The 20,186-nt window shown below is 66.7% G+C and carries 14 protein-coding genes; 3 read left to right on the top strand and 11 right to left on the bottom strand.

Annotation, left to right across the window (positions count from 1 at the left end):
* Positions 1-2: 2 nt before the first annotated feature.
* The 8 genes from AAGA68_03015 to AAGA68_02980 form a co-directional block, all read right to left on the bottom strand.
* Positions 3-857, bottom strand: a complete 855-nt coding sequence (locus AAGA68_03015) for a general secretion pathway protein GspB (GenBank protein MEM9384003.1) — start codon at positions 855-857, stop codon at positions 3-5.
* Positions 858-865: 8 nt separating this feature from the next.
* The gene (locus tag AAGA68_03010) at positions 866-2,659 is read right to left on the bottom strand and encodes an AAA family ATPase (protein ID MEM9384002.1); all 1,794 of its coding nucleotides are present in this window, start codon (positions 2,657-2,659) and stop codon (positions 866-868) included.
* 86 nt (positions 2,660-2,745) lie between these two features.
* Positions 2,746-3,453, bottom strand: a complete 708-nt coding sequence (locus AAGA68_03005; GenBank protein MEM9384001.1) for a putative metalloprotease CJM1_0395 family protein — start codon at positions 3,451-3,453, stop codon at positions 2,746-2,748.
* A 123-nt stretch (positions 3,454-3,576) separates the two neighbouring features.
* Positions 3,577-4,653 (bottom strand): DNA polymerase IV, encoded by a 1,077-nt coding sequence (gene dinB / locus AAGA68_03000; GenBank protein MEM9384000.1) that lies wholly within the window; start codon positions 4,651-4,653, stop codon positions 3,577-3,579.
* Positions 4,654-4,679: 26 nt separating this feature from the next.
* Positions 4,680-5,273 carry a YceI family protein gene (locus tag AAGA68_02995; GenBank protein MEM9383999.1) on the bottom strand — a complete coding sequence of 198 codons (594 nt, stop codon included), beginning with the start codon at positions 5,271-5,273 and terminating at the stop codon, positions 4,680-4,682.
* An 80-nt stretch (positions 5,274-5,353) separates the two neighbouring features.
* The gene (locus tag AAGA68_02990; protein ID MEM9383998.1) at positions 5,354-6,379 is read right to left on the bottom strand and encodes a DUF3667 domain-containing protein; all 1,026 of its coding nucleotides are present in this window, start codon (positions 6,377-6,379) and stop codon (positions 5,354-5,356) included.
* An 8-nt stretch (positions 6,380-6,387) separates the two neighbouring features.
* Positions 6,388-8,883, bottom strand: a complete 2,496-nt coding sequence (locus AAGA68_02985; protein ID MEM9383997.1) for an acyl-CoA dehydrogenase — start codon at positions 8,881-8,883, stop codon at positions 6,388-6,390.
* Between the two features lie 65 nt (positions 8,884-8,948).
* Positions 8,949-9,929 (bottom strand): malate dehydrogenase, encoded by a 981-nt coding sequence (locus tag AAGA68_02980; protein ID MEM9383996.1) that lies wholly within the window; start codon positions 9,927-9,929, stop codon positions 8,949-8,951.
* Positions 9,930-10,077: 148 nt separating this feature from the next.
* On the opposite strand from AAGA68_02980, the gene AAGA68_02975 reads away from it, so the two are divergent.
* From AAGA68_02975 to AAGA68_02965, 3 genes are all read left to right on the top strand, one after another.
* Positions 10,078-11,259 (top strand): hypothetical protein, encoded by a 1,182-nt coding sequence (locus tag AAGA68_02975; GenBank protein ID MEM9383995.1) that lies wholly within the window; start codon positions 10,078-10,080, stop codon positions 11,257-11,259.
* Between the two features lie 27 nt (positions 11,260-11,286).
* The gene (locus tag AAGA68_02970; GenBank protein MEM9383994.1) at positions 11,287-14,391 is read left to right on the top strand and encodes an efflux RND transporter permease subunit; all 3,105 of its coding nucleotides are present in this window, start codon (positions 11,287-11,289) and stop codon (positions 14,389-14,391) included.
* Positions 14,392-14,452: 61 nt separating this feature from the next.
* The gene (locus tag AAGA68_02965) at positions 14,453-15,511 is read left to right on the top strand and encodes an ABC transporter substrate-binding protein (GenBank protein ID MEM9383993.1); all 1,059 of its coding nucleotides are present in this window, start codon (positions 14,453-14,455) and stop codon (positions 15,509-15,511) included.
* A gap of 12 nt (positions 15,512-15,523) precedes the next feature.
* Here the strand turns inward: AAGA68_02965 and AAGA68_02960 are convergent, their stop codons facing one another.
* The 3 genes from AAGA68_02960 to AAGA68_02950 form a co-directional block, all read right to left on the bottom strand.
* Entirely contained in the window at positions 15,524-16,627 is a 1,104-nt protein-coding gene (locus tag AAGA68_02960; GenBank protein ID MEM9383992.1) for a hypothetical protein, read from the bottom strand.
* A 10-nt stretch (positions 16,628-16,637) separates the two neighbouring features.
* Entirely contained in the window at positions 16,638-17,609 is a 972-nt protein-coding gene (locus AAGA68_02955; protein ID MEM9383991.1) for a helix-turn-helix domain-containing protein, read from the bottom strand.
* Between the two features lie 136 nt (positions 17,610-17,745).
* The gene (locus AAGA68_02950) at positions 17,746-20,181 is read right to left on the bottom strand and encodes a hypothetical protein (GenBank protein ID MEM9383990.1); all 2,436 of its coding nucleotides are present in this window, start codon (positions 20,179-20,181) and stop codon (positions 17,746-17,748) included.
* Positions 20,182-20,186: the final 5 nt, after the last annotated feature.

The raw sequence follows: 20,186 nt of genomic DNA, 5'->3' as shown, positions 1-20,186 counted from the left end.
TCCTACCGTGACTTGAGCAGGTAGCGCTGGCCGCGATAACGGATGACAGCGCCTGCGTTGCTGATGTCGTCGACGATCGCGCCCTCAGAGGTCTGGTCGCCGATCGCGTAACGTCGCATGTTGATATAGACGTAGCTGTTCGCTGGGTCCGGGCTGGTGCTCAGCATGTTGAGCGTGAACTGCGTCGGCGCCGAGGCGAGGTTGGCAACGCTGGGCGACACTCGAGTGGGTTCCGGCGGGGGCGCCGCAGGCGCTACTTGCGCAGTAACCGGCGACGGCGCCGCCGGCGTGGCGACGGTGATGCTCCCCCCGCCTGCCGTGATGCCTTCCTCGGCGAGCAAGTCGCGCACGACCACCGTGCCCGGCGTCACACTGCCGGGCGTTGGCGAGCTCGGGGTGGCGGCGTCGGGGGAGCGGGCTTCGACCACCTGCACGCTGCCCGCGCTCACCGTCGGCACAGTCGATGTGCTGGGGTTCGCTACCACGAGATCATCGGCCCTTGCCAGGGCCGTGAGGCTCGACATCTCACGTGGCGTGTCGCGCGATGCCCTCGGTGTGCTCGTTCGCCTTTGCCTATCGGGCTGAGCGACGACCTCCTCAGCCGTCTGCGGGGCGGGGGTGGTTTGGGCGAAAGTAGGGGCGTTCGGGTCGCCACCCTCACCCGTTCGCATGGCTGTCCAGGTGACGGCCACAGCAGCGATGATCACCGCGCCGGCCGCGGCTCCGATCAGCGCCCCCTGGGGCAGCGGTACGGCGTCACTGCGCGTGCGGCGGCCACTCGGTAGAGAGTAGACCGGCTGGCTCTGCGTGTGTCGCTGCGTCTCGGCGCGGCGCAAGGCATCGAGAATGAGTGACATGCCGGTACTTACTCCTGCTCACCAGGGGACGATCGGCGGCCGCTCGCAAAGCGGGCACTGTCGCCACTGCTCGTGCCATCCGTGGCACGGCTGTCTGATAGGGTAGGGACACCGTCAGGCTCGAGGGCGGCGTTAAGCACGATCAAGGTGTGTAAGCCGGCCAAGCCATCCACGGTTAGTCGCGCCTCCCGCTGAAAGTCACGCACCTGCGCGGTCAGCGCAGAGTCGTACAGATCTGGCGTGGTCGAGCCGCTCGTGAGTAGGGACTCTCCTGACAGGCTGGTGAGTGATTCTCGAAGCCAAGCGACGCCAGGCCCTCGCGAGCCGGGGCGCAGCAGGCCGTCCGCATCCGGATGGGGGCGCCACAGGAGCAGATACTCACCCATCCACCGCGGCGTTACGTCGTTGAGCGCGAGCGTGTACGACTCATCGCCGATCAGCAGGTCGATCTCTCCGGCCTCCAAGCGTGTGGCCACGACGTGATGACGCTCCCCGCCGAGGTCGACCAGAGAGAGGATCGCCGGTCGGTTCATCGCTTCCAGCAAGGCCCAAGAGCCGAGCTGGACTTCGCAGCGCAGGCGTTCTCGGCGAGCCCAGTCGCAGGGCTCCTGATCCAGAGCGACGCCAGGTAGACCCCAACGCGCGAACAGAGCGTCGAAGGCGCGTGCCGTGGTTGTCTCGCTCGCGTAGGTCACCAGCAGCTCGTCCAGGGAGGGCGCAGGTGGGGCTTGCTCTGCTGCCGCAACAGGGTCGCTCGTGTCGATGGCGGTCGCCGAGCGCGTCGAGTCGGTCTGCGCAGATGCGAAGGCGTCAGCGGTCGGCGGAGGAGAGGGCTCGAGCGCCACCCTAGCCTCGCGAGTCTCAGCGACGGCGTTGGGCGGTAGCGGCGCACCGTTGTTCGCCAGCCACCAGCCGCCGAGGCCAGTGGCCACGGCAGCCATACCCGCGGCGGCGGCCAGCGGCACCCAACCAGGCCCTTGCCCGTCGCGGGGGTTGATGCGCGGTCCCTGCACCTCTTCGCTCGCACGACGTACGAGGCGCGGGCTCACCTGGCGTTCCATCTTTGAGTAAGCACCGAGCAGGGCGCGATCGCACACCACGTTGACCAGGCGCGGGACGCCGCCGGAGACCCGGTGCACTTCTCGCAAGGCGGCGGGCGCAAAGATGTCGGTGGTCGCGCCGGCCACATCCAGGCGGTGGCGCACGTAGTCGGCAGTCTCCTGGGCCGACAAGGGCCCTAAGTGGTAGCGGCCCGTGATCCGCTGCGCGAGCTGGCGCAGATCTGTGCGGGCCAAGGTCTCGCGCAGCTCCGGTTGGCCGATCAGGATGATCTGCAGGAGTTTGGCCGTTTCCGTCTCCAGGTTAGTCAGCAGGCGGATCTGCTCCAGTACGGAGCGATCGAGGTTCTGCGCCTCGTCGATGACGAGCACCGCGCGCTTGCCTTTTGCATGGCACAGGAGCAAGTGAGCGTTGAGGGCGTCGAGCAGCGACTTGTGGTCCTGCTCGGCGGGGGTGATGCCGAACTCGTGGCAGATCGTGCGCAGGAACCCGATAAGATCGACCTGCGGATTGAGAATGGCGGCGACCTCAACCTGCTCGGGAAGCTTGGCCAGCTGAACCCGCATAACTGTGGTCTTGCCGGTGCCTACCTCGCCCGTGAGCTGAATGAAGCCTCCGCTCTCGAGTACCCCATATTGGAGATGCGCGAGCGCCTCCGCATGCCGCTCACTGAGATACAGGAAGCGAGGGTCGGGCGTGATCGAAAACGGTTTTTCACGAAGGCCGAAATAGCTCGTGTACATGGACGAAAGCGGCGGGCCGCGATGCTTCAAACGGCCGGCCAGTGTACCGCGAAACCAGCTAATTCAGGGAGTTCGCTGCGAGTCGATCAAACAAGGCCGCGAGCTGCAGGGGAGGCTGGCGTGGCCTTCGGCGGCTCGATCCCCGCCACCTCTGCGTAGATCGAGAGCCCTCGTCGGGTGGCCCCATCCTGCTCGGCGCCGTTGCTTGCGCTGCTTTGGTTGAGCTCCGCGCGGGCTTGAGCGGCCATTTGCGTCGCCGCGGCGGCCACCGCCCGGTCCTGTGCTGACGGCTCGGCTGGGGCCAGGGCAGCGCGTCGAATGCGCTGGGCTTTCTCCAGCGTAGCGCGGGGATCTCCTGCGACTGGGCTGGTATCGATCAGTACTTGACCGCCAACGGCGTACTGTCGCCCATCCGGCCCTCGCACGTATGTGTAGGTGGGCGCGCCCCGCGCCAAGCTGCCCGCCGCCGCCGCGTGGGCGGCCTCATGCGCGCGAACCTCGCGGTCCCTTGCCCGCAATTCGCGCACCTCGCGTTGCTCCGCCTCGGTCAGGGTTGGCTGAACTTCGCGAGCCTCGCCGGCGACCTGCTCGCGCGCATCCGAGAGCGATTTCCCCGGTCGTTCACCGCCTTCTCGTCGCGCATTCCCACCCTGGCTGCCGACGCCTGCCTGACCTGCATCGCCTGCGCTACCGCTCTCGCTTGCCGCGGCCACAGGGGCCACCTGCGGCGGTTCCGGTGAGCTGGGCGGCGGGCTCGGAAACAGCTCCGCGGGGGGGTTGATCGGGAACGACATGCAGGCCTCGTGGCTCTTCCACTCCTGCCTTCGCTAACGGCGCTGGCGAGATGATGTTGAGGCTCGATGGAGTTACGGGGCGAGACTTGTGGGCCGGCTCACGCCCAGCGTCAGATGAGTTCGTCAGGCGCCGAACAGATCCAGTTGATCGCGCTGCTGCAGTTCGCCGACGCCGACGCCGAGTAAGCGCACGCTGAACTGGGGCTCACTGGCGATCCACTCGTCGAGCAGTTCCTGGGCCACGGCGAGCAGGCTCGATCCATCGTCGGTCGGTGGCGCTATGCGCCGTTGGCGGGTGAGGGTGGTGAAATCGCGGCGGCGGATCTTGACGCGCACCAGCGCGCCGCGCAGGCCCTTGGCGTTGAGCCGTTCGACGACGCGGGCCGTGAGCACGGTCAGCTCCTCGTGCAGTCCCGCTGGTGCGGTGATGTTCCGCTCGAAGGTGTCTTCGGCGCTGACACTGCGGTCTTCACGATCGCTGACTACCTGTCGATGGTCGATGCCGACAGCGCGATCGCGAACCACGCGAGCATGATTACCCAATACAGGTCTAAGGCGTGCTTCGCTGGCGGCGTGCAGCTGCGCCAGCGTATCGATGCCAATCTCCTTGAGGCGATCCGCCGTTCGTGGACCGATCCCTGCTAGGCGTCTCACGGGCAGCTCGGCCAGTACCTGGCTCGCCTCTTCCGGGCGAATGTGAACGAAACCATCAGGCTTATCGAGATCAGAGGCGATCTTGGCGAGAAGCATATTGTGGGCCATGCCCACGGAGGCGGTGAGTGCTGTGCGCGCTTTGATCTGGTCCTTGATGAGCTTACCGATGGTCTCGATGTTGCTGGTGGTCACGGCCTCGGTAACGTCTAGGTAGGCCTCGTCCAGGGAGAGTCCTTGTACCTGCGAGGCGTGCTCGTGGAAGATAGCAAACACCTGCGAGGAGACTTCTCTGTAGCGCGCCATGCGAACCGGGACACGTACGAGCTCGGCGCATCGTTCGAGCGCCTGACGGATGGGCATCGCCGAACGTACCCCAAAGCGGCGTGCCTCGTAGCTGGCCGCAGCCACGACGCCTCGATTGGTCGTGCCGCCGACGACCAGTGGCTTGCCGCGTAGTTCGGGCCGATCCCGCTGCTCGACGGAGGCGTAGAACGCGTCCATGTCGACGTGCAGGATCGCCCGCTCGGGCGTTTGAGCGACGCCCATATCGACTCGCTGACCGCGCCGCGACCCTACTCCTGGGGGCGGAAGTGCAGGGCGAAGGTCACGGGCACTGCCGGGCTGATGCTCGGCAACCCAGCCACGGCGCGCAGGCGCTCCACCCCTTCGGCCAGGGTGAATTGCCCAGCGTTGACGATCACCGGCAGCCGGCTGGTGACGATGAGTCCACCGTCGGCGGCACCGACCACGTCCACTACGAGGCGGATCTTGCCCTCCTCACCGTGCAGGGCGAGGGAACCGGGCACCTCGATGCTGTTGCGCTCGCCTGGGGCGAGGTCGTGCCAGAGCGCAGGATCGATGTCGGCACGGATAATGGCCTCGGGGAAGCGGCCGATCTCGAACAACATGTCGCGCATGCGTCCGTTTCGTACCTCGATGGCGGTATCCACGCTGGCAAGGTCGATCACCAGGCGAACGCCACCCTCCTCGCCCAGGCGACCGGTCACATTGGCGAAGCGGTGAACTTCGGCAACAGTGCCGGCTTTGGTCGAAATGAAGTTTACCGATGCATCGGCCGGCGCTAGGCGGTATCCGGCGGCAGAGGCGCCAGCGCCTGACAGAAGCGCGAGCGCAGCAGCGCACAGGGCGCAAGTTGATCGAAACATCTGAGGGAACTCCTTCCCGAAGGAACTAAAGGACAAGCGTGCTCTTGCCCAACACCTTAGCGGTTTTGACGGTGTCGGATTCAGCGCGTGAACGACTCCACCGCCAAGACCAGGCCGATGATCAGGGCCGTGCCCAGGCCCACGGTGTAGGCGAAGCTGAGCAGCGAGAACTTTACGGCCGTGAGTATGCGCCCCTGGCCATAGACGGTGCGCATGGCACGGTACAGGTACCACGGCGTGTATACCGAGGTGTAGGTGATGAGCAGCGCCTTGATCCAACCCCACAGGGGCAGGCCGGCGAGGAGCACCGTGAGACCCACCAGCAGAAACACGAACGAGTGGTAATGGGCGAGCAGGATCAGATGCTCCACGTACCGGCGGCCGCTGAACAGGTAGAGCACGCTGAGCGACAGGGCCATCAGCGGCAGGATGGCGAGCAACATCGCCGGTAGGGCGTCGAGAAACTCGCCCGCGAAGCGCTGTGGCCCTCCCTCTCGGGTAAGGAGTTGGCAGGCACGTTCAGCGCGCTGGCGCAGCAGCGCGCGCAGCCACGGTGCGCTGATGCCCTCCATCTCGATGTCCAGGTCAGCGCACTCATCCTCCGCCGGCCCCACTGGGTCGCTGGGCGTCTCAACAGCGCTGGCGGCTGGCGCAGCGGGCGTGACCTGCGGCGCCTCGTTGCGTGCGGTCTCTTCGATCTGCGCGTCGCCGAGGTCCGCGCTGCTTTCGACGGCGCTCGAAGACACGGATTCGCCATCGGTCCCTACCGCCATCGAGGTGGTGATCTGAAAGTTCTCCCCCAGCCCTTCGACGAGAAGTGGGACAGTGAAGATAGCGAGAAAAAGCAGGCTCGTGAGCAGGTAAAGGCGTACGGGCGGAGTGTAGGCATGGCGCCGCCCCGACAGGTAGTCAGCCGTCATCGCGCCGGGACGGAACATCAGGTAGGCAAGGGTGCGCCAAGCGCGTGAATCCAGAGAGAACACATCGCGCAGGTATTCGCGCGTAAGGTCTCCGATAGACATGATCGGGCTCTTGCGCGGCTGGCCGCAGGCGTAGCAGTAATCGCCCGTCAGCTCTGCACCGCAGTTGCCGCACCGTGTGCTCATGCCGTCGGTCAGGTCCCCGCCACACTGCGGCTGCCGCGAGGGCCCTTCACCGGTCGCTTGCGCCGGGTGCCGAGTTCGTAGCTGTCGAAGTCGTCGACGGCCAGTAACTCGCTCACGCGCTCGGCGTGTTCGGTGAGCGTCCTGACCTCACTCGCCTCCAGCACACCGGCGCGCCCGGCCGCAGTGACCTGGTCGGTCCACTTCGATCCCTCACCCTTTGCCACACGGCCTTCACGGATGGCCGTGCGAAGTCGCTCCTGCAAGTGGGTCAGTGCGTCGAGCTCCTCCAGCAAACCGTCGAGCAGGCCGATAGGATTGTGTGCCTCGCGAGCTAGATAGGTGCCCTCGACGATGCGTAAGCGCGTGCTTGAGTAGGTGGTCATGAGCTCGGCGACTCGGTGGGTCAAGGCATCCGAGGGCGGCCGCAGGTCCCGACCACCTGGCAGCAGGACCAGCTGCGCCAGGGCCCGGATTGCGCGTCCGGGCAGATTGCTGACCAGCGCCGCGAGGGCCCCTTGGGCGCGTGAAAGCTGTGTCTCGCAGCACCAGCGCACAACGGGCAGATCCTCCTCCGGGGAGCCCTCGTCCTCGAAGCGTTTCAGTGCCGCGCTCGTCAGGTAGAGCGCGGAGAGAACATCCCCCAAGCGTGCGCTGACCGCCTCGTGGCGCTTCAGGCGTCCTTGGTAGGTGCTGAGTGCCACTTCCGTGGCGAAGGCCAGTGCGGCGCTCATACGCGTCGTGTGTTGGTAGTAGCGCCGCACGCCACCCTCGCCCGGTGTCGGCACCCACCTCGCCCGCGTGGCGCCGTCGACAAAGGCCCGTGCCGCCGTAGTCAGCGTATGGCCTAGGTGTCCCAAGAGGGCCTGGTCGAAGCGAACGGCATCGCCTTCGCTTTGCTCCTCGGGGTTGCCTGCGGCGGCGCGCATCTCCTTTGCCAACCACGGGTGGCAGCGCAAAGCGCCCTGGCCGAAGATGATCATTGAGCGGGTCAGGATATTGGCGCCCTCCACCGTGATCATCACGGGTACGCTCTGATATCCTCGCCCAAGGTAGTTCTTAGGTCCGAGCATGATGGCTTTGCCGCCGTGGATATCCATCGCATCGTTGGCCACCTGCCGGCCAAGCTCGGTGATGTGATACTTCATGATGGCCGAGGCGACGGCGGGTGCTTCCCCAAGATCGATGGCGGCCAGGGTCATGCGGTTCGCCGCCTCCATTAGGTAGGCGTTGCCGGCGATGCGAGCAAGAGGTGCTTTGATGCCCTCGAATTCGGCGATGGGCCGACCGAACTGGCGTCGCAGCGCTGCGTAGGCACTGCTGGCGGCCAGCGCGGCGCGAGCCCCGCCGGTCGCGTTGGCGGGCAGTGAGATGGACCTGCCAGCCGTGAGGCACTCCACCAGCATGCGCCAGCCATCGCCAGCACGTTCGGCGCCGCCGACGATGTAGTCGACTGGGATGAACACCCGCTCCCCTAACACCGGACCATTTTGGAAGGGGTTGTTCAGGGGGAAGTGCCGGCGCCCCGTGCGCACTCCGGGCGTGCTAACTGGGATCAGCGCCACCGTGATGCCCAGCTCGACTGCGCCGCCTAGCAAATTCTCTGGGTCACGCAGCTTGAACGCCAGGGCGATCACCGTGGCGATAGGGGCGAGGGTAATGTAGCGCTTGGCGAAGTCGAGGCGAATGCCAAGCACCTCCTCGCCTTCGTGAAAGTCGTAGCAGAGCACACCGATGTCGGTGATGGCGGTGGCATCAGATCCGGCCTCCGCGCTGGTCAGGGCGAAGCAAGGCACCTCCTGACCGCTCGCGAGGCGAGGCAGGTAATGCTCTCTTTGCGCGTCCGTGCCGTACTCGAGCAGCAGCTCAGCGGGTCCGAGGGAGTTGGGCACGGCCACAGTCGAGGCCGCGGTGATCGATCGGGCGGCGATCTTGGCCAGCACGCAAGAGTGGCCCCAGGCGGAGAACTCCAAGCCGCCGTAACGCTTGGGGATGATCAGCCCAAAGAAGCCGTTGTTCTTCAAATACTCCCAGACCGTCGGCGGTAGATCGCCCTCCACGTGGGTGATCTCCCAATCGTCGAGCATGGCGCAGAGCTCGCTGACAGGGCCATCCAGAAAGGCCCGTTCGTCCTCATCCAGGCGCACACGGGGGCACCCGAGTAGGCGATCCCAGTTCGGTTGGCCGGCGAACAGCTCGCCCTCCCACCACACGGTGCCCGCCTCTAGTGCCTGTCGCTCCGTGGCCGATACGGCAGGCATCGCGCTGCGATAGCGACGCAGGGCGGGTTTGCTGAGCAGTGCGCGGCGCAAGGCATTGACGTTGAGAACGCCGAGGGTGAGCAGCGCGAGGAGGGTGAGCACGCGCCAGGGCAGCCACACGCCGGGCAGCAGCAAAACGGGGCTGAGCAGAATCACCCCCACCAGAGTGCTCTGGCCTAGGGATGCCTGGCGGTAGGCTAGGCCCACGCTGACACCGGCGACCAAAAGCAGCCAGAGGACGGTCACGTGCGGATCACCTTGGTGCTGGTTGGCGTCGCGAGCTCCGGCAGGGGCCGCGCCGCCCGATCGGCCTAGGCGAGCAGATCTGCGATTGCGGCCCGCTCCTCACGCAGCTCCGCTTCCGTGGCCGCCATCCGCTCACGGCTGAACGCATTGATGTCCAGGCCCTGGACGATCTCGTAGCGCCCGCCCGTGCACGCGACTGGGTAGGAGTAGATCACGCCTGGCTCGATGCCATAGCTGCCATCGGCGGGGATCGCCATGCTGGTCCAGTCGCCCTCGGCCGTTCCCTTCACCCAGTCGCGCACGTGGTCGATGGCGGCGGAGGCAGCCGATGCGGCGGAGGACGCGCCGCGAGCCGCGATGATGGCGGCGCCGCGCTTTTGCACGGTGGGGATGAAGTCGTCGGTAAGCCAGGCTTGTTCGACCAGATCGGTGGCGGCCTTGCCGTCTATCTTGGCGTGGTGCACGTCCGGGTACTGGGTCGCCGAGTGGTTGCCCCAGATCGTCAGGCCCTGGATCTGGCTAACGTGGGTGCCGGTCTTGGCGGCCAGCTGAGCCTGGGCGCGATTGTGGTCCAAGCGCATCATGGCGGTGAAGTTGGCGGGATCGAGGTCCGGCGCATTGGCGGAGGCGATCAGGGCGTTGGTGTTGGCTGGGTTGCCGACCACCAGCACGCGCACGTCGCGGTTGGCGACGTCGTTTAGCGCCTTGCCTTGGGTGGAGAAGATCTTGGCGTTCTCCATCAGAAGATCCCCGCGCTCCATGCCGGGCCCGCGCGGCTTGGCGCCGACAAGCATGGCGTAGTCCGTCTTGTCGAAGGCTGTCTCCACCTGGTCCGTGGTCACCACGCCGGCGAGCGTGGGGAAGGCGCAGTCATCGAGCTCCATCGCCACCCCTTCTAGGGCGCCGAGCGCCGGCGGGATTTCCAGCAGCTGCAGGATCACCGGTTGATCGGGACCCAGCATCTGGCCGGAAGCGATTCGGAAGCAGAGCTGATAGCCGATCTGGCCGGCAGCTCCGGTGATGGAGACGCGCACGGGCGAAGTCATGGAGAAGAGCTCCCTAGGCGGCAACCGCCTTCGTTTTAGGTGGCGAAGAGGGCCCGAGCGTGCGTGCCGGCCCGTAATCTGCAGAGCTCGCATGGTACCACTGCCGCTGGCGCCTAGCTGGCCTTGGCGGGCACCTCGATGCTAGCGTATGCGCTCATATTTTCGCCTTTTCCGCTGTTCACTGCACGTGCTTCTTCGCTTCCTTTCTCGTCGTGATCCCGGTCCGCATCAGCGTGGCGCTCGCCTGCTCGGGAGCCTGCTGCTGTGCGTTGGCGTCCTGGCCTCGGGGCCACTCCTCGCGGACGATGACGACGACGAGCCGGGCGAAGGCGAGGGGGCGGTGCGCGTGCTTGAGGGTGGAACGGTGGCGGTGGTGCTCGACGACGAGCTGCGCGACGCCATCGGCGTGCGCACGCAAGCCCTGGTGGCGAGCGAGCGGCGGGAGAGCTACGGTGCCTGGGTGCAGGTGGTGAACACGGTGCCCCTGATCGAGGCCCGCAGCCAGTACGCCCTGTCCGTGGCCACCGAGTCGGTCACCGACGTGGACATGCAGACCGCCCGCGCGGAGTACCGGCGCCTGGTGGAGCTCGGCGAGCGGGGGCGCATCGTGTCCCCCCAGGACTTGCGCCGCGCCGAAGGCGAGTTTCAGCGCCAGCAGGCCCTCGTGCGCACCGAACAGATTCGTCAACTCACGATTCGCGACGAGCTGGCCCAGGCCTGGAGCCCGCAGCTGGCCGACGCCGTGTTGGCGGACGAGGACTCGCTGATCCGGGCCGTGGTGGAGCGTGAGAGGGTGCTGTTGCGCCTCACCTTGCCCCCAGGTCGCACCCTGATCGCCGACGAGGGCACGGGCGAGGCTGCCCGCGTGGACGTGCGCCTGCCCGACGGCGCCGGGCGGGCGCCCCGCCGCCTGGCCGCGCAAGTACTCGCGCCCGCCACCGAGACCGACGCCCGCCTGCAGGGGGAGACCTGGTGGCTTTCGGTGCCGAGCCAGCGCTTGCGCACGGGTATGCGGTTGTCGGCGCAGGTGGAGGCCGCCGACGGCACGGCCGAGCGCGGCGCCCTGGTGCCGAGCCAGGCGGTGGTGTGGCACGACGGTCGTCCCTGGGTGTACGTGGCGGTCGAGGGTGAGGATGACGACGAGGAGGCCGACCACGGCGTGGCCTACGCGCGCCAAGACCTCTCGCAGGCCGCGGAGCAGTTCGATGGCTGGTTCGCGATGACCGGCGTCGCGCCGGGGCAGGAGGTGGTGGTGAGTGGCGCCACGACGTTGCTGTCGGAAGAGTATCGCTGGCAAATCCCCACCGAAGACGATGATGACGACGACTGACCGTCATCGCCCTGAGTCACCCGCCCAATGCTGACCCAACTCGTCCGCTTCTCTTCTCGCCAGGGAGGGGTGGTGGTCATGCTTGCCGGGCTCGCGATGGCCTACGCGGGCTACCTGATCTCCACTGCCGGCCTCGATGTGTTCCCGGAGTTCGCGCCGCGCCAGGTGGTGGTGCAGACCGAAGCCCCTGGGCTCACGGCGGAGCAGGTGGAGCGCCTGGTCACGCAGCCGATCGAGTCTGCCTCGAGCGGCCTCACGGATCTCGAGGAGCTGCGCTCCGAGTCGATCCAGGGGCTGTCCGTCATCACCCTGGTGTTCGCGCCCCACACGGACGTCTACCGCAACCGTCAGCTGGTGGGCGAGCGCCTGGTGGCATCGGCGGATCGCCTGCCCGACGGAGTGCAGGCGCCGGTGATCGTGCCCCTGGCCTCGTCATCGGCCACGGTGATGACCATCGGCCTCACCTCGCAGACGCGCTCGCCCATGGCCCTGCGCTCGCTGGCGGATTGGACGGTGGTGCCCGCGCTGCTCAGCACGCCGGGCGTCGCCGACGTCAATGTCTTCGGCGGCGAGGAGCGCCAGCTCCAGGTACAGGTGGACCCGCGCGCGTTGGAGCGATTCGAAGTGTCCCTGGCCGAGGTGCAAGCCGCGGTGGAGCGCGCCGTGGGCGTGCCGGCGGCCGGCTACCTCGATAACGGACAACAGGAGTTCGCCCTGCGCTTGACGGGGATGCCGGACACGGCGGACCGCCTGCGCGACCTCGTGCTTACCCGCGCCGAGGGCGGCACCTTGGCCCTGTCGCAGGTGGCGCGGGTGATGGAGGCGCCCGCGCCTCGCATCAGTGCCGCCGCGATTCTGGGCGAGCCGGCGGTGATCATGATGGTCATCGGGCAGTACGGCGCCAGCACGCTGGAGGTGACCCGGGCCTTGGAACAGCGCCTGGGGGAGCTCGACCCCGTGTTGGCGCAGGACGACGTGGTCCTGCACGGCGACATCTTCCGCCCGGCGGACTACATCGAACGGTCCCTAGAGAGCATTCTCGATCACCTCGCCGTGGGCGCCGTGCTGGTGCTGGTGGTGCTGGGCGCCTTCCTGTTCGACGGGCGCGCGGCCTTGATCTCGGCGGTCGCCATCCCCCTGTCGCTCATCGCCGCGGCCGCTGTGCTGACGGGGGTGGGGGCGAGCATCAACATCATGGTGTTGGGTGGCCTTGCGATCGCCTTAGGTGAAGTGGTCGATGATGCGATCATCGATACGGAGAATATCTTCCGTCGCTTGCGTGAAAACGCTTCCCTGGCGGCTCCCCGGTCGGCGGCCGATGTGATCTTCCGGGCCTCGATGGAAGTGCGCGGATCTGTCGTCTACGCCACCTTTATCGTGGTGCTGGTGTTCGTTCCCCTGCTCACCTTGGGCGGGGTGGCGGGGCGCCTGTTCAATCCCTTAGGTCAAGCGTACATCCTCGCGGTGTTGGTGTCCTTGCTGGTCGCGCTCACGGTCACGCCCGGGCTATGCTCCGTGCTCCTCGCCAACGCGCGCCATCTACCCACCCAGGCGCCGCCCCTGGTGCGTTGGATGCAGCCCTACTACGCAGCGGTGCTGCGCGCGGTGTGTCGCGTGCCGGCGCTGGCCGCGTTGTTCACGGCGGTACTGCTCGCCTGGGCCCTGCTCACCCTGCCGCGCCTCGGCGCCACGTTCCTGCCCCCTTTGCGCGAGGGGCACTACATCGTGCACACGGCCAGCATGCCGGGCACCTCCCTCGACGAATCCCTTCGCATCGGCACGGCCCTGGTCAGTCGCTTCGCCCAGCTGCCCGGGGTCATCAAGGCCTCCCAGTGGGCGGGACGCGCGGAACGCGGCGCAGACACCTATGGATCCCACTACAGCGAGTACGACATCACGCTCGAAAGCGACCTGAGCGGGGCGGAGCAGCAAGAGCTTTTCGATGCGGTACGCGAGGTGCTCAATGATTTTCCGGGCATCGTCTACGAGGCCAATACCTTCCTGATCGAGCGTATCGATGAGACCGTCTCCGGCTATACAGCGCCGGTGGTGGTGAACGTCTACGGCACGGACCTCGACGAGCTCGATCGCACGGCCTTCGCCGTTGCCGCGCAGATGCGCGAAGTGCAGGGCGGGGCGGAGGTGCAGGTACGGGCACCGCCAGGTCGACCGGAGTTTCAGGTCCGCCTGCGGCCGCAGGCCCTGAGCGATCTCGGGCTTCGCCCGCAAGACGTGTTGGACGTGGTGCAGGTGGCCTTCGGCGGCGCACTCGTCGGCCGCCTGTTCGAGGGCAACCAGGCCTTCGACCTTGCCGTGGTGTTGCTGCCGGAGGCGCGGCAACGGCGCAGTGACCTCCTCGCCCTGCCCCTCACCACCCTCGATGGCCGCCAGATACGCCTCGCAGAGGTGGCCGAGGTCACCCAGGTGACCGGGCGATACAACATTCTTCACCGTGCCACGCGGCGCGTGCAGTCGATCACGGCTCAGGTGGTCGATCGCGACCAACAGGGTTACGTGGACGAGTTGCGCGAACGCATCTTGGAGGAGGTATCCTTGAGCCCCGGAACCACCATCGAATTCACCGGCGCGGCGGTCGCTCAGTCGCAGGCCCGGCGGGAACTGCTGGTGTACGGGCTGTTGGCGGGCGCTGGCGTGCTGGTGCTGGTATTGCTGGCGTTGCGCAGCGTGCAGGCGACGGCGCTCGTCCTTGCCAACGTGCCCTTCTCCCTGGTCGGCGGCGTGGCCGCGGTGCTGCTCGATGGGAGCGTGCTCACCGTCGGATCGATGGTGGGTTTTGTGACGCTCTTCGGCATTACCGTGCGCAATTCGATCATGCTCCTCTCTCACTACCGCCACCTCGTCACCGAAGAGGGTGCCGAGTGGTGCCTGGAGACGGCGGTGCGTGGCGCGCAGGAACGATTGCCGTCGATCCTGGTCACTGCTCTGGTGACGGGTCTCGCGATGCTGCCCATCGCCATTGGCAGTGATAACCCCGGGCGCGAGATAATGGGGCCCATGGCGGTGGTGATCATCGGTGGCTTGGTGTCGTCCACCCTGCTGAACCTGATCGTGCTGCCCGCCCTGGCCTTCCGCTACGGCGGCCTGGCACGCTGGACAGACGCTCGGGCCTGAGGCGCTGAGACCTAAGCGCCGGGCGGATGCGTTCTTTACCGCGATCCGACGAGGAGGATCTATGGCGAGCACGGCGTTTCCCCGCCTGATCACCGCGCTCTTCGCGTGGATCGCCGCCATTGGCTTCACCAGCACGGCCGCATGGGCGCAAGAGCCCGCGCTCGAAGCCACACCGAGCGACGAGCTGCCCGTCGTGCGCGTGGGGCTGCTGCGCTTCGGCACGGTGAACTGGGAGCTCGACACCCTGCGCCACCACGGCTTCGGCGAAGCGCGGGGCGTACGCGTCGACACCGTACCCCTCGCCTCCAAGAGCGCCCTGACCCTCGCCCTGCAGGCGGGTGAGATCGACCTGATGGTCGGGGATTGGCTGTGGGTGGTGGGCGAGCGCCAGCGCGGCGGTGAGTACTCCTTCGTCCCCTACTCCACGGCGGTCGGTAGCCTCATCGTGCGCGAGGGTGCCGGCATCGAGCGCCTGCGCGATTTGCGCGGGCAGCGCGTGGGTATCTCTGGCGGTCCCAACGACAAGAACTGGATTCTCCTGCGCGCCTACGCGCGGCGCTCCCTACGCGAGGACCTGCGCGGTGTCACTGATCAGTTATTCGCGCCGCCGCCACTGCTCAACGACCTGCTCGAGCGCGGTCAAATAGACCTGGCGATCACCAACTGGAACTATGCGGTGCGCTTGCAGTCCCGCGGATTCCGCGCGTTGGTGCGTGTCCGGGATGTGTTGCCGGAGCTCGGTATCGCCGAGCCGATCCCCCTCCTTGGGTGGGTGTTCCGCGAGGAGTGGGCGAGCGCGCATGGGGAAGACCTGAAGGCCTTCATCGAGGCAAGCTACGCGGCCAAGCGCTTGCTCGCCTCGTCCGACGAGGAATGGACTCGCCTACAGCCTAAGTTAGGCTTAGGTGTCGTCGAAGCTCAACTGGATGAACTACGCGAGGGGTACCGCGCGGGTATCCCCCAGCGCTTCGGCGAAGCGGAGCGGGCAGCTGTCGGGCGGGCCCTCGCGGTACTGGTCGATGAGGCGGGCGCCCGCGCTCTCGGGCTCGAGTCTGACACGCTGCCGGAGGGCACCTTCTGGCAGGGCTTCGCCTCCGGCGAGGATACGAGCTCACCGTAGCCGTCAAGGCGGCTAGGCATCCGGCTGCAGGAGGTAAGGGGCTGCGGCCTCGCTCATCGCACGAAAGTCGTGCCCCACGCCGTCCACCACGGCGAGGTGCCAGCGCAGGGGCGCTTGCTCGCGCTCGGCCAGGGCCTGCGCCGTGCGAAAGAAAAACTGACCTCGACTCAGGCGGTGTCGGCCTTGCTGATCGACCAGGGGCGAGTGGAGCAGGGTGCCGCCGGCACCGTCGTGGTTGTCCTCGGCGCCGAGCAAGATGATGAGTTCTTTACCCAATGCATTTAGTAGTGTCTCAGATGTCAAGCCGGTGCCGTTGAGACCCACGGGAAGCGCATCCTTAAGGCTTGGGAGCGTGTAGAACCCGGCGTTGGCGGCGATCACGCGGCGAGCCTTCGATTGAGGTCGGCAGAGCACGAAGCGGTGGGCGACCTGCGCGCCGGCGGAGTGTCCGAACACGTCGTAGTGGGTGGCGCTTGCCCCCGTGGCCTGCTTCAAGTGCTCGAAGATGCGGTCGAAGTCGGCGAACAGCCAGCGCGCCGGATCGGGATTGGCGGCGAAGGCGATGTCCCCATCGTCGACCACGTCGAGCACCTCGCCGCGACCTACTCGCCGCGGTTGTACATCGGGAAACGTGAGGTCCTTGATCAGGCCCCCCATGTGGTACTCGGCGAAACCGTAGGTCTCGGCGGGGTACTCCAGGGCGGCGATCAGCTTGCCGCTGCTGCGCGCCATCGCGAGCCACACGTTGCGGTACTCGGCTGCATCCCGCCCACTGCCAGGCACCACCAGCAGCACTGGCGCATCGGAAGTGAAGCCGGGCGGTAGGTAGTAATGGACCGTGATCGCGGCGCTCTCCTGCCCAGCGCCGCCCGGGAGGCGAAACTGTCCCGCGCCTTGGGGCAATGCGGTCGGGGCCATGCCGAGGCGCTGCTCATGAATGGGCCTTAGCGTCATGTCGCATTCCGGGCATTGGCCGGGGGCACTGAACTCGATCCCATCGGCCGCGCACCCGCAGGGCGGACACTCGAAGGACTCTTGTGCCGCCCCGCGGCGCGGGCCGCACGCGGCCACGCCCGCCAGGGCGAGGCTGGCGGCGAGTAGCTCTCGACGATTCATTCGGGGCTCCTTAGCCTGACGCGGTCGTTCGCTTGAAGCGAGCGGCATGTTGGTGGGGGGTGCAACCGAAGTGGCTGCGGAAGGCCTTACGCAGGCCGTCTTCGCTGGCGAAAGCGGTCGCTCGCAGCACCTCGCTCATGGCGACGCCCTGTTCGAGCAACATGCGCGCGCGATCCAGGCGCAGACGTTTCACGAACTGCGCCGGCGGGGTGCCGAAGGTGTCCTGGAAGCGTCGGGTGAACTGGCGCTCGCTGAGCCCTGCGCGTTCGGCGAGGCGACTCACCGGCAGCTCGATGTGCAGGTGCGTGGCCGCCCATGCGCACACCTCTCCGAGGCGATCGGTGGCGGCGAGCTGCATGCGCAGGGGATCGGAGTACTGGGCCTGGCTGCCCGGTCGGCGCAGGTACACCACCAGCTCGCGGGCGCTCGCGGCGGCGGCGTCGCGGCCGACGTCGGATTCGATCAGTTCGAGGGTGAGGTCAATCCCGGCCGTGACGCCGCCCGAGGAGCACATGCGGCCGTCGATCAGGAACAGAGAGTTCGCATCCACCTCGATGGCGGGGTAACGCTTTTGCAGCGCCTGCGCGTGGGCCCAGTGGGTCGCCACGCGACGCCCGTCGAGCAAACCGGCTTCGGCCAGGGCGTAGGCGCCCGTGCACACGGAGGCGATGCGCTCGAACCGGTGCTCGTGACGCCCCAGCCAGCGGGCGAGGGCGAGCAGGGTGCGTGGCTCGCGTATCCCCACGCCGCCCGGCACGAGCAGCGTGTGCGCCTGCGGCGCGTCCGGCAGGTCACGGTCGGCCCAGAGCTTGAGGCCGGACTCGCAGACCAGGGGGGTCTCCCCGAACCCCCAGCTGGTGAGGGCGTAGGAGCGGGAGCCGTCGGCCCGGAAGGCGGCGGCGAAGGCTTCCCAGGGGCCGGCCACGTCGACGGCGTTGACCCCTGGGTAGAGCAAGGTGGCGATGGTGATGGGTGCTGACATGAGGCCAGCATAGGGCGGATGCTGGTGGCGGAAACGACGCTTTTCAGTCCATTTGAGACATTGGCGCCCGCGGCGAGGCTGCCAGCTGCCGGAGGCGGACTCGAGCATCCACGCCCACGTCAGTTCTCGGACTGCTTCAAGATCCTTTCTTGCGCAGCGAAGTCGGTGGGCTCTTTCGTATGGAGGGCGGCCTGCGGCGTTTCTCGAGCGGCGGACGTTCGCTGCGCCACGGGGCGCTGAGCTGCAGCGCGTGCGCCGGAATCTCTACGGTCACGTTGGCGCCCGCGATGCCGTCGGGCAGGTGTTCGCGCCCTGCTTTCACGGTGAATCCGAATGGACGCGCCAGCGTGAGTTCGGCAGTGCCATCTGCAGTGAGATCCGTTACCGCGGCCGTTAGGTCCCTCGTCTCGCGGAACGGAAGCGTGTAAACGCCGAGCTTTCCGAAATCGAGTGCGAGTTCGCCCTGCATTGCCACCTGCGGTGCCGCCCACACGCGATCGCCGCTGCTCGATGCCTCGAAATCCACGTCGGTCATCAGGGCGGCTTCGAATGTCTTGAACGTCGCCACGGCGCGGACACTCGGGCGTAGGCGATCACCGGCCAACGTCACCTCAAACGGTGGTGGATCGACGAGCCAGAGCATTTCCAGCACAGCCCGAGGCATGGTCATCTGCCAGCGCCTACCCAGGCACTGCGCCATGGCCTCCGTGAGTTCCTCGAGCGCCTGGCCGGGTGCTGCCTCCGCCGGTGCGTCGATCGTGCGGTGTTGAAGCCCAGTACTGGTGCGAATGAGCGCGCGTAAGGGGTAAGGTGCTGCGAAGAACTCATCGAGCGCTGCCTGACCTGGCGTTCGCGGAAACTGAATTTGCACGGTGCCATTTGGGGTCGGGGTGCCGGTCGCGGGCGTCCCGTCGGGCCAGTCCAGGCCGTACATCCGCGCGACCCCGATGGGTTGATCGCTGGGCGGATCGCCGAGGATGGCCGGGGAGCTACACATCTCCCCCTGTCCGTCGATGGTGAAACTGCCGCCATAACCGGTGTGCAGGTTACTGCAGCTGCCCTGGACGCCGAATAGAAGCGCACCGTCACCAACCTCGAGCGGTTTTCGCGGCACGCCGGGATTCACCGGTGTGTTGGCGAACGCCGGCTTAGGCTCAATCGTGATCTTGCCAGACAGCGTCATGCTCTCGCCGCCCAGGGACCCGGCGCGAGCCCCTTCCAGCGAGATCCTACCGTGGGATGGGCCGTCGAAATCGACGGCGCGCGACAGATCAAAACGTTCCGGGCACAGGAGCTCACCCGAAGGCCCTGCAACGCAGAATGACCGGCAGTCTGGATCAAGCGCATCGCAGCTGTCGCCTACGCCCTGACTGAGCGCGTCGGAGAGCGCTCCAAGCACGGCCTCGCTCACCGCGGTAAAGGCAGGTCCGTTCCCAAGACCGGCCTGTACCGCGCAGACTTCAAGATCCGCCTGCGAGGCCTGCGCCGCGATGGAAACGTCATGCAGCAACCAATCGTCTGTGGCCTGATCGTCACGAAAGACGTCGACGATGTTGATCACATCAACGTCGACATCGTTCGGGCAGACGGTTGCGCCTGCAGGTACCTGACCGCTCAGGTGAATATCGAAATACTCATCCGGCGGGTAGATGCGCAATTCTGCGACCGGACCGGCCGTCAGGCGGAATCCTGGTATCGCATCGCATCCGGGGTCATCGTTGTCGTTCTGCTCACACAACACGCCGTCGCCGTCGAAATCCCGCTCACAGCCGGCCCGCTTGGGGTTCGCTACACAGTCAAGTTCGCGGGCCATTTCTTCCCGGACATGCCGTTCTATGACGTCCTTCCCGAACCGAATCGACCAATCCTCACTAGAGAGCAAATTGCCTCGGTTCGGCAGCGTCAGGCCCGGGCCGCCGTTTTCAGCGTAAGGGCCATCGATCTCGAGCCGGATGAACAGCCCGAATTCGACCACTCCAATTACCCATCGGCTGAATCTCGCCCCATCCGGCAGGAACCGTTCGATCAGTTCCATCGGAAGGTCGTAGCACGGGATGTCGCCGAGTGCGCTGACAAGCGCCGGTGGGAGCTGGTCAGGCGCGATGCTCTCAAAGCTGCCGTATTCGACACCATCCAGCGAAGCGCACAGGCTAGGCCTGGTATCGCCCTCGATTCGCCAGTTGTACTTCAACTCCACCGGCCAGGTGTCGTAGAACGATGGGGCGGGGCTGAGGATGTCGCTCGCGTCGCAATCGCGTGTCAGGCAGTCCGGTGGGCGCATGAAGAACTCCGCAGGGACCGACGTGCCGTTCCAGTCGGTGATGCCGGGTCGCCGCGGAATGTCGATGCGGTCCAACACGACGGGTGGGCTGCCCGGTTCGAAGACGAACTCGTCAAGCGCGCAGACTTCCTGAACGTAGAAGTAGTCCCACAACAGCTTCTCCAGAACGTCTGTACCGATGTGAATATCCACAATCCCGGTCTGGGCCATCGTGGAGGTCGGCGTCCAGCAACCTATGAGAATTGAAAGCGCGCCAAGGGCTAACGGGCGCCAGCACAGTACATTCGCCATGGTGA

It is taken from the genome of Pseudomonadota bacterium, from assembly GCA_039193195.1.
GTDB lineage: Bacteria > Pseudomonadota > Gammaproteobacteria > Steroidobacterales > JBCBZW01 > JBCBZW01.
This window is presented reverse-complemented; position numbering and strand designations above follow the sequence as displayed.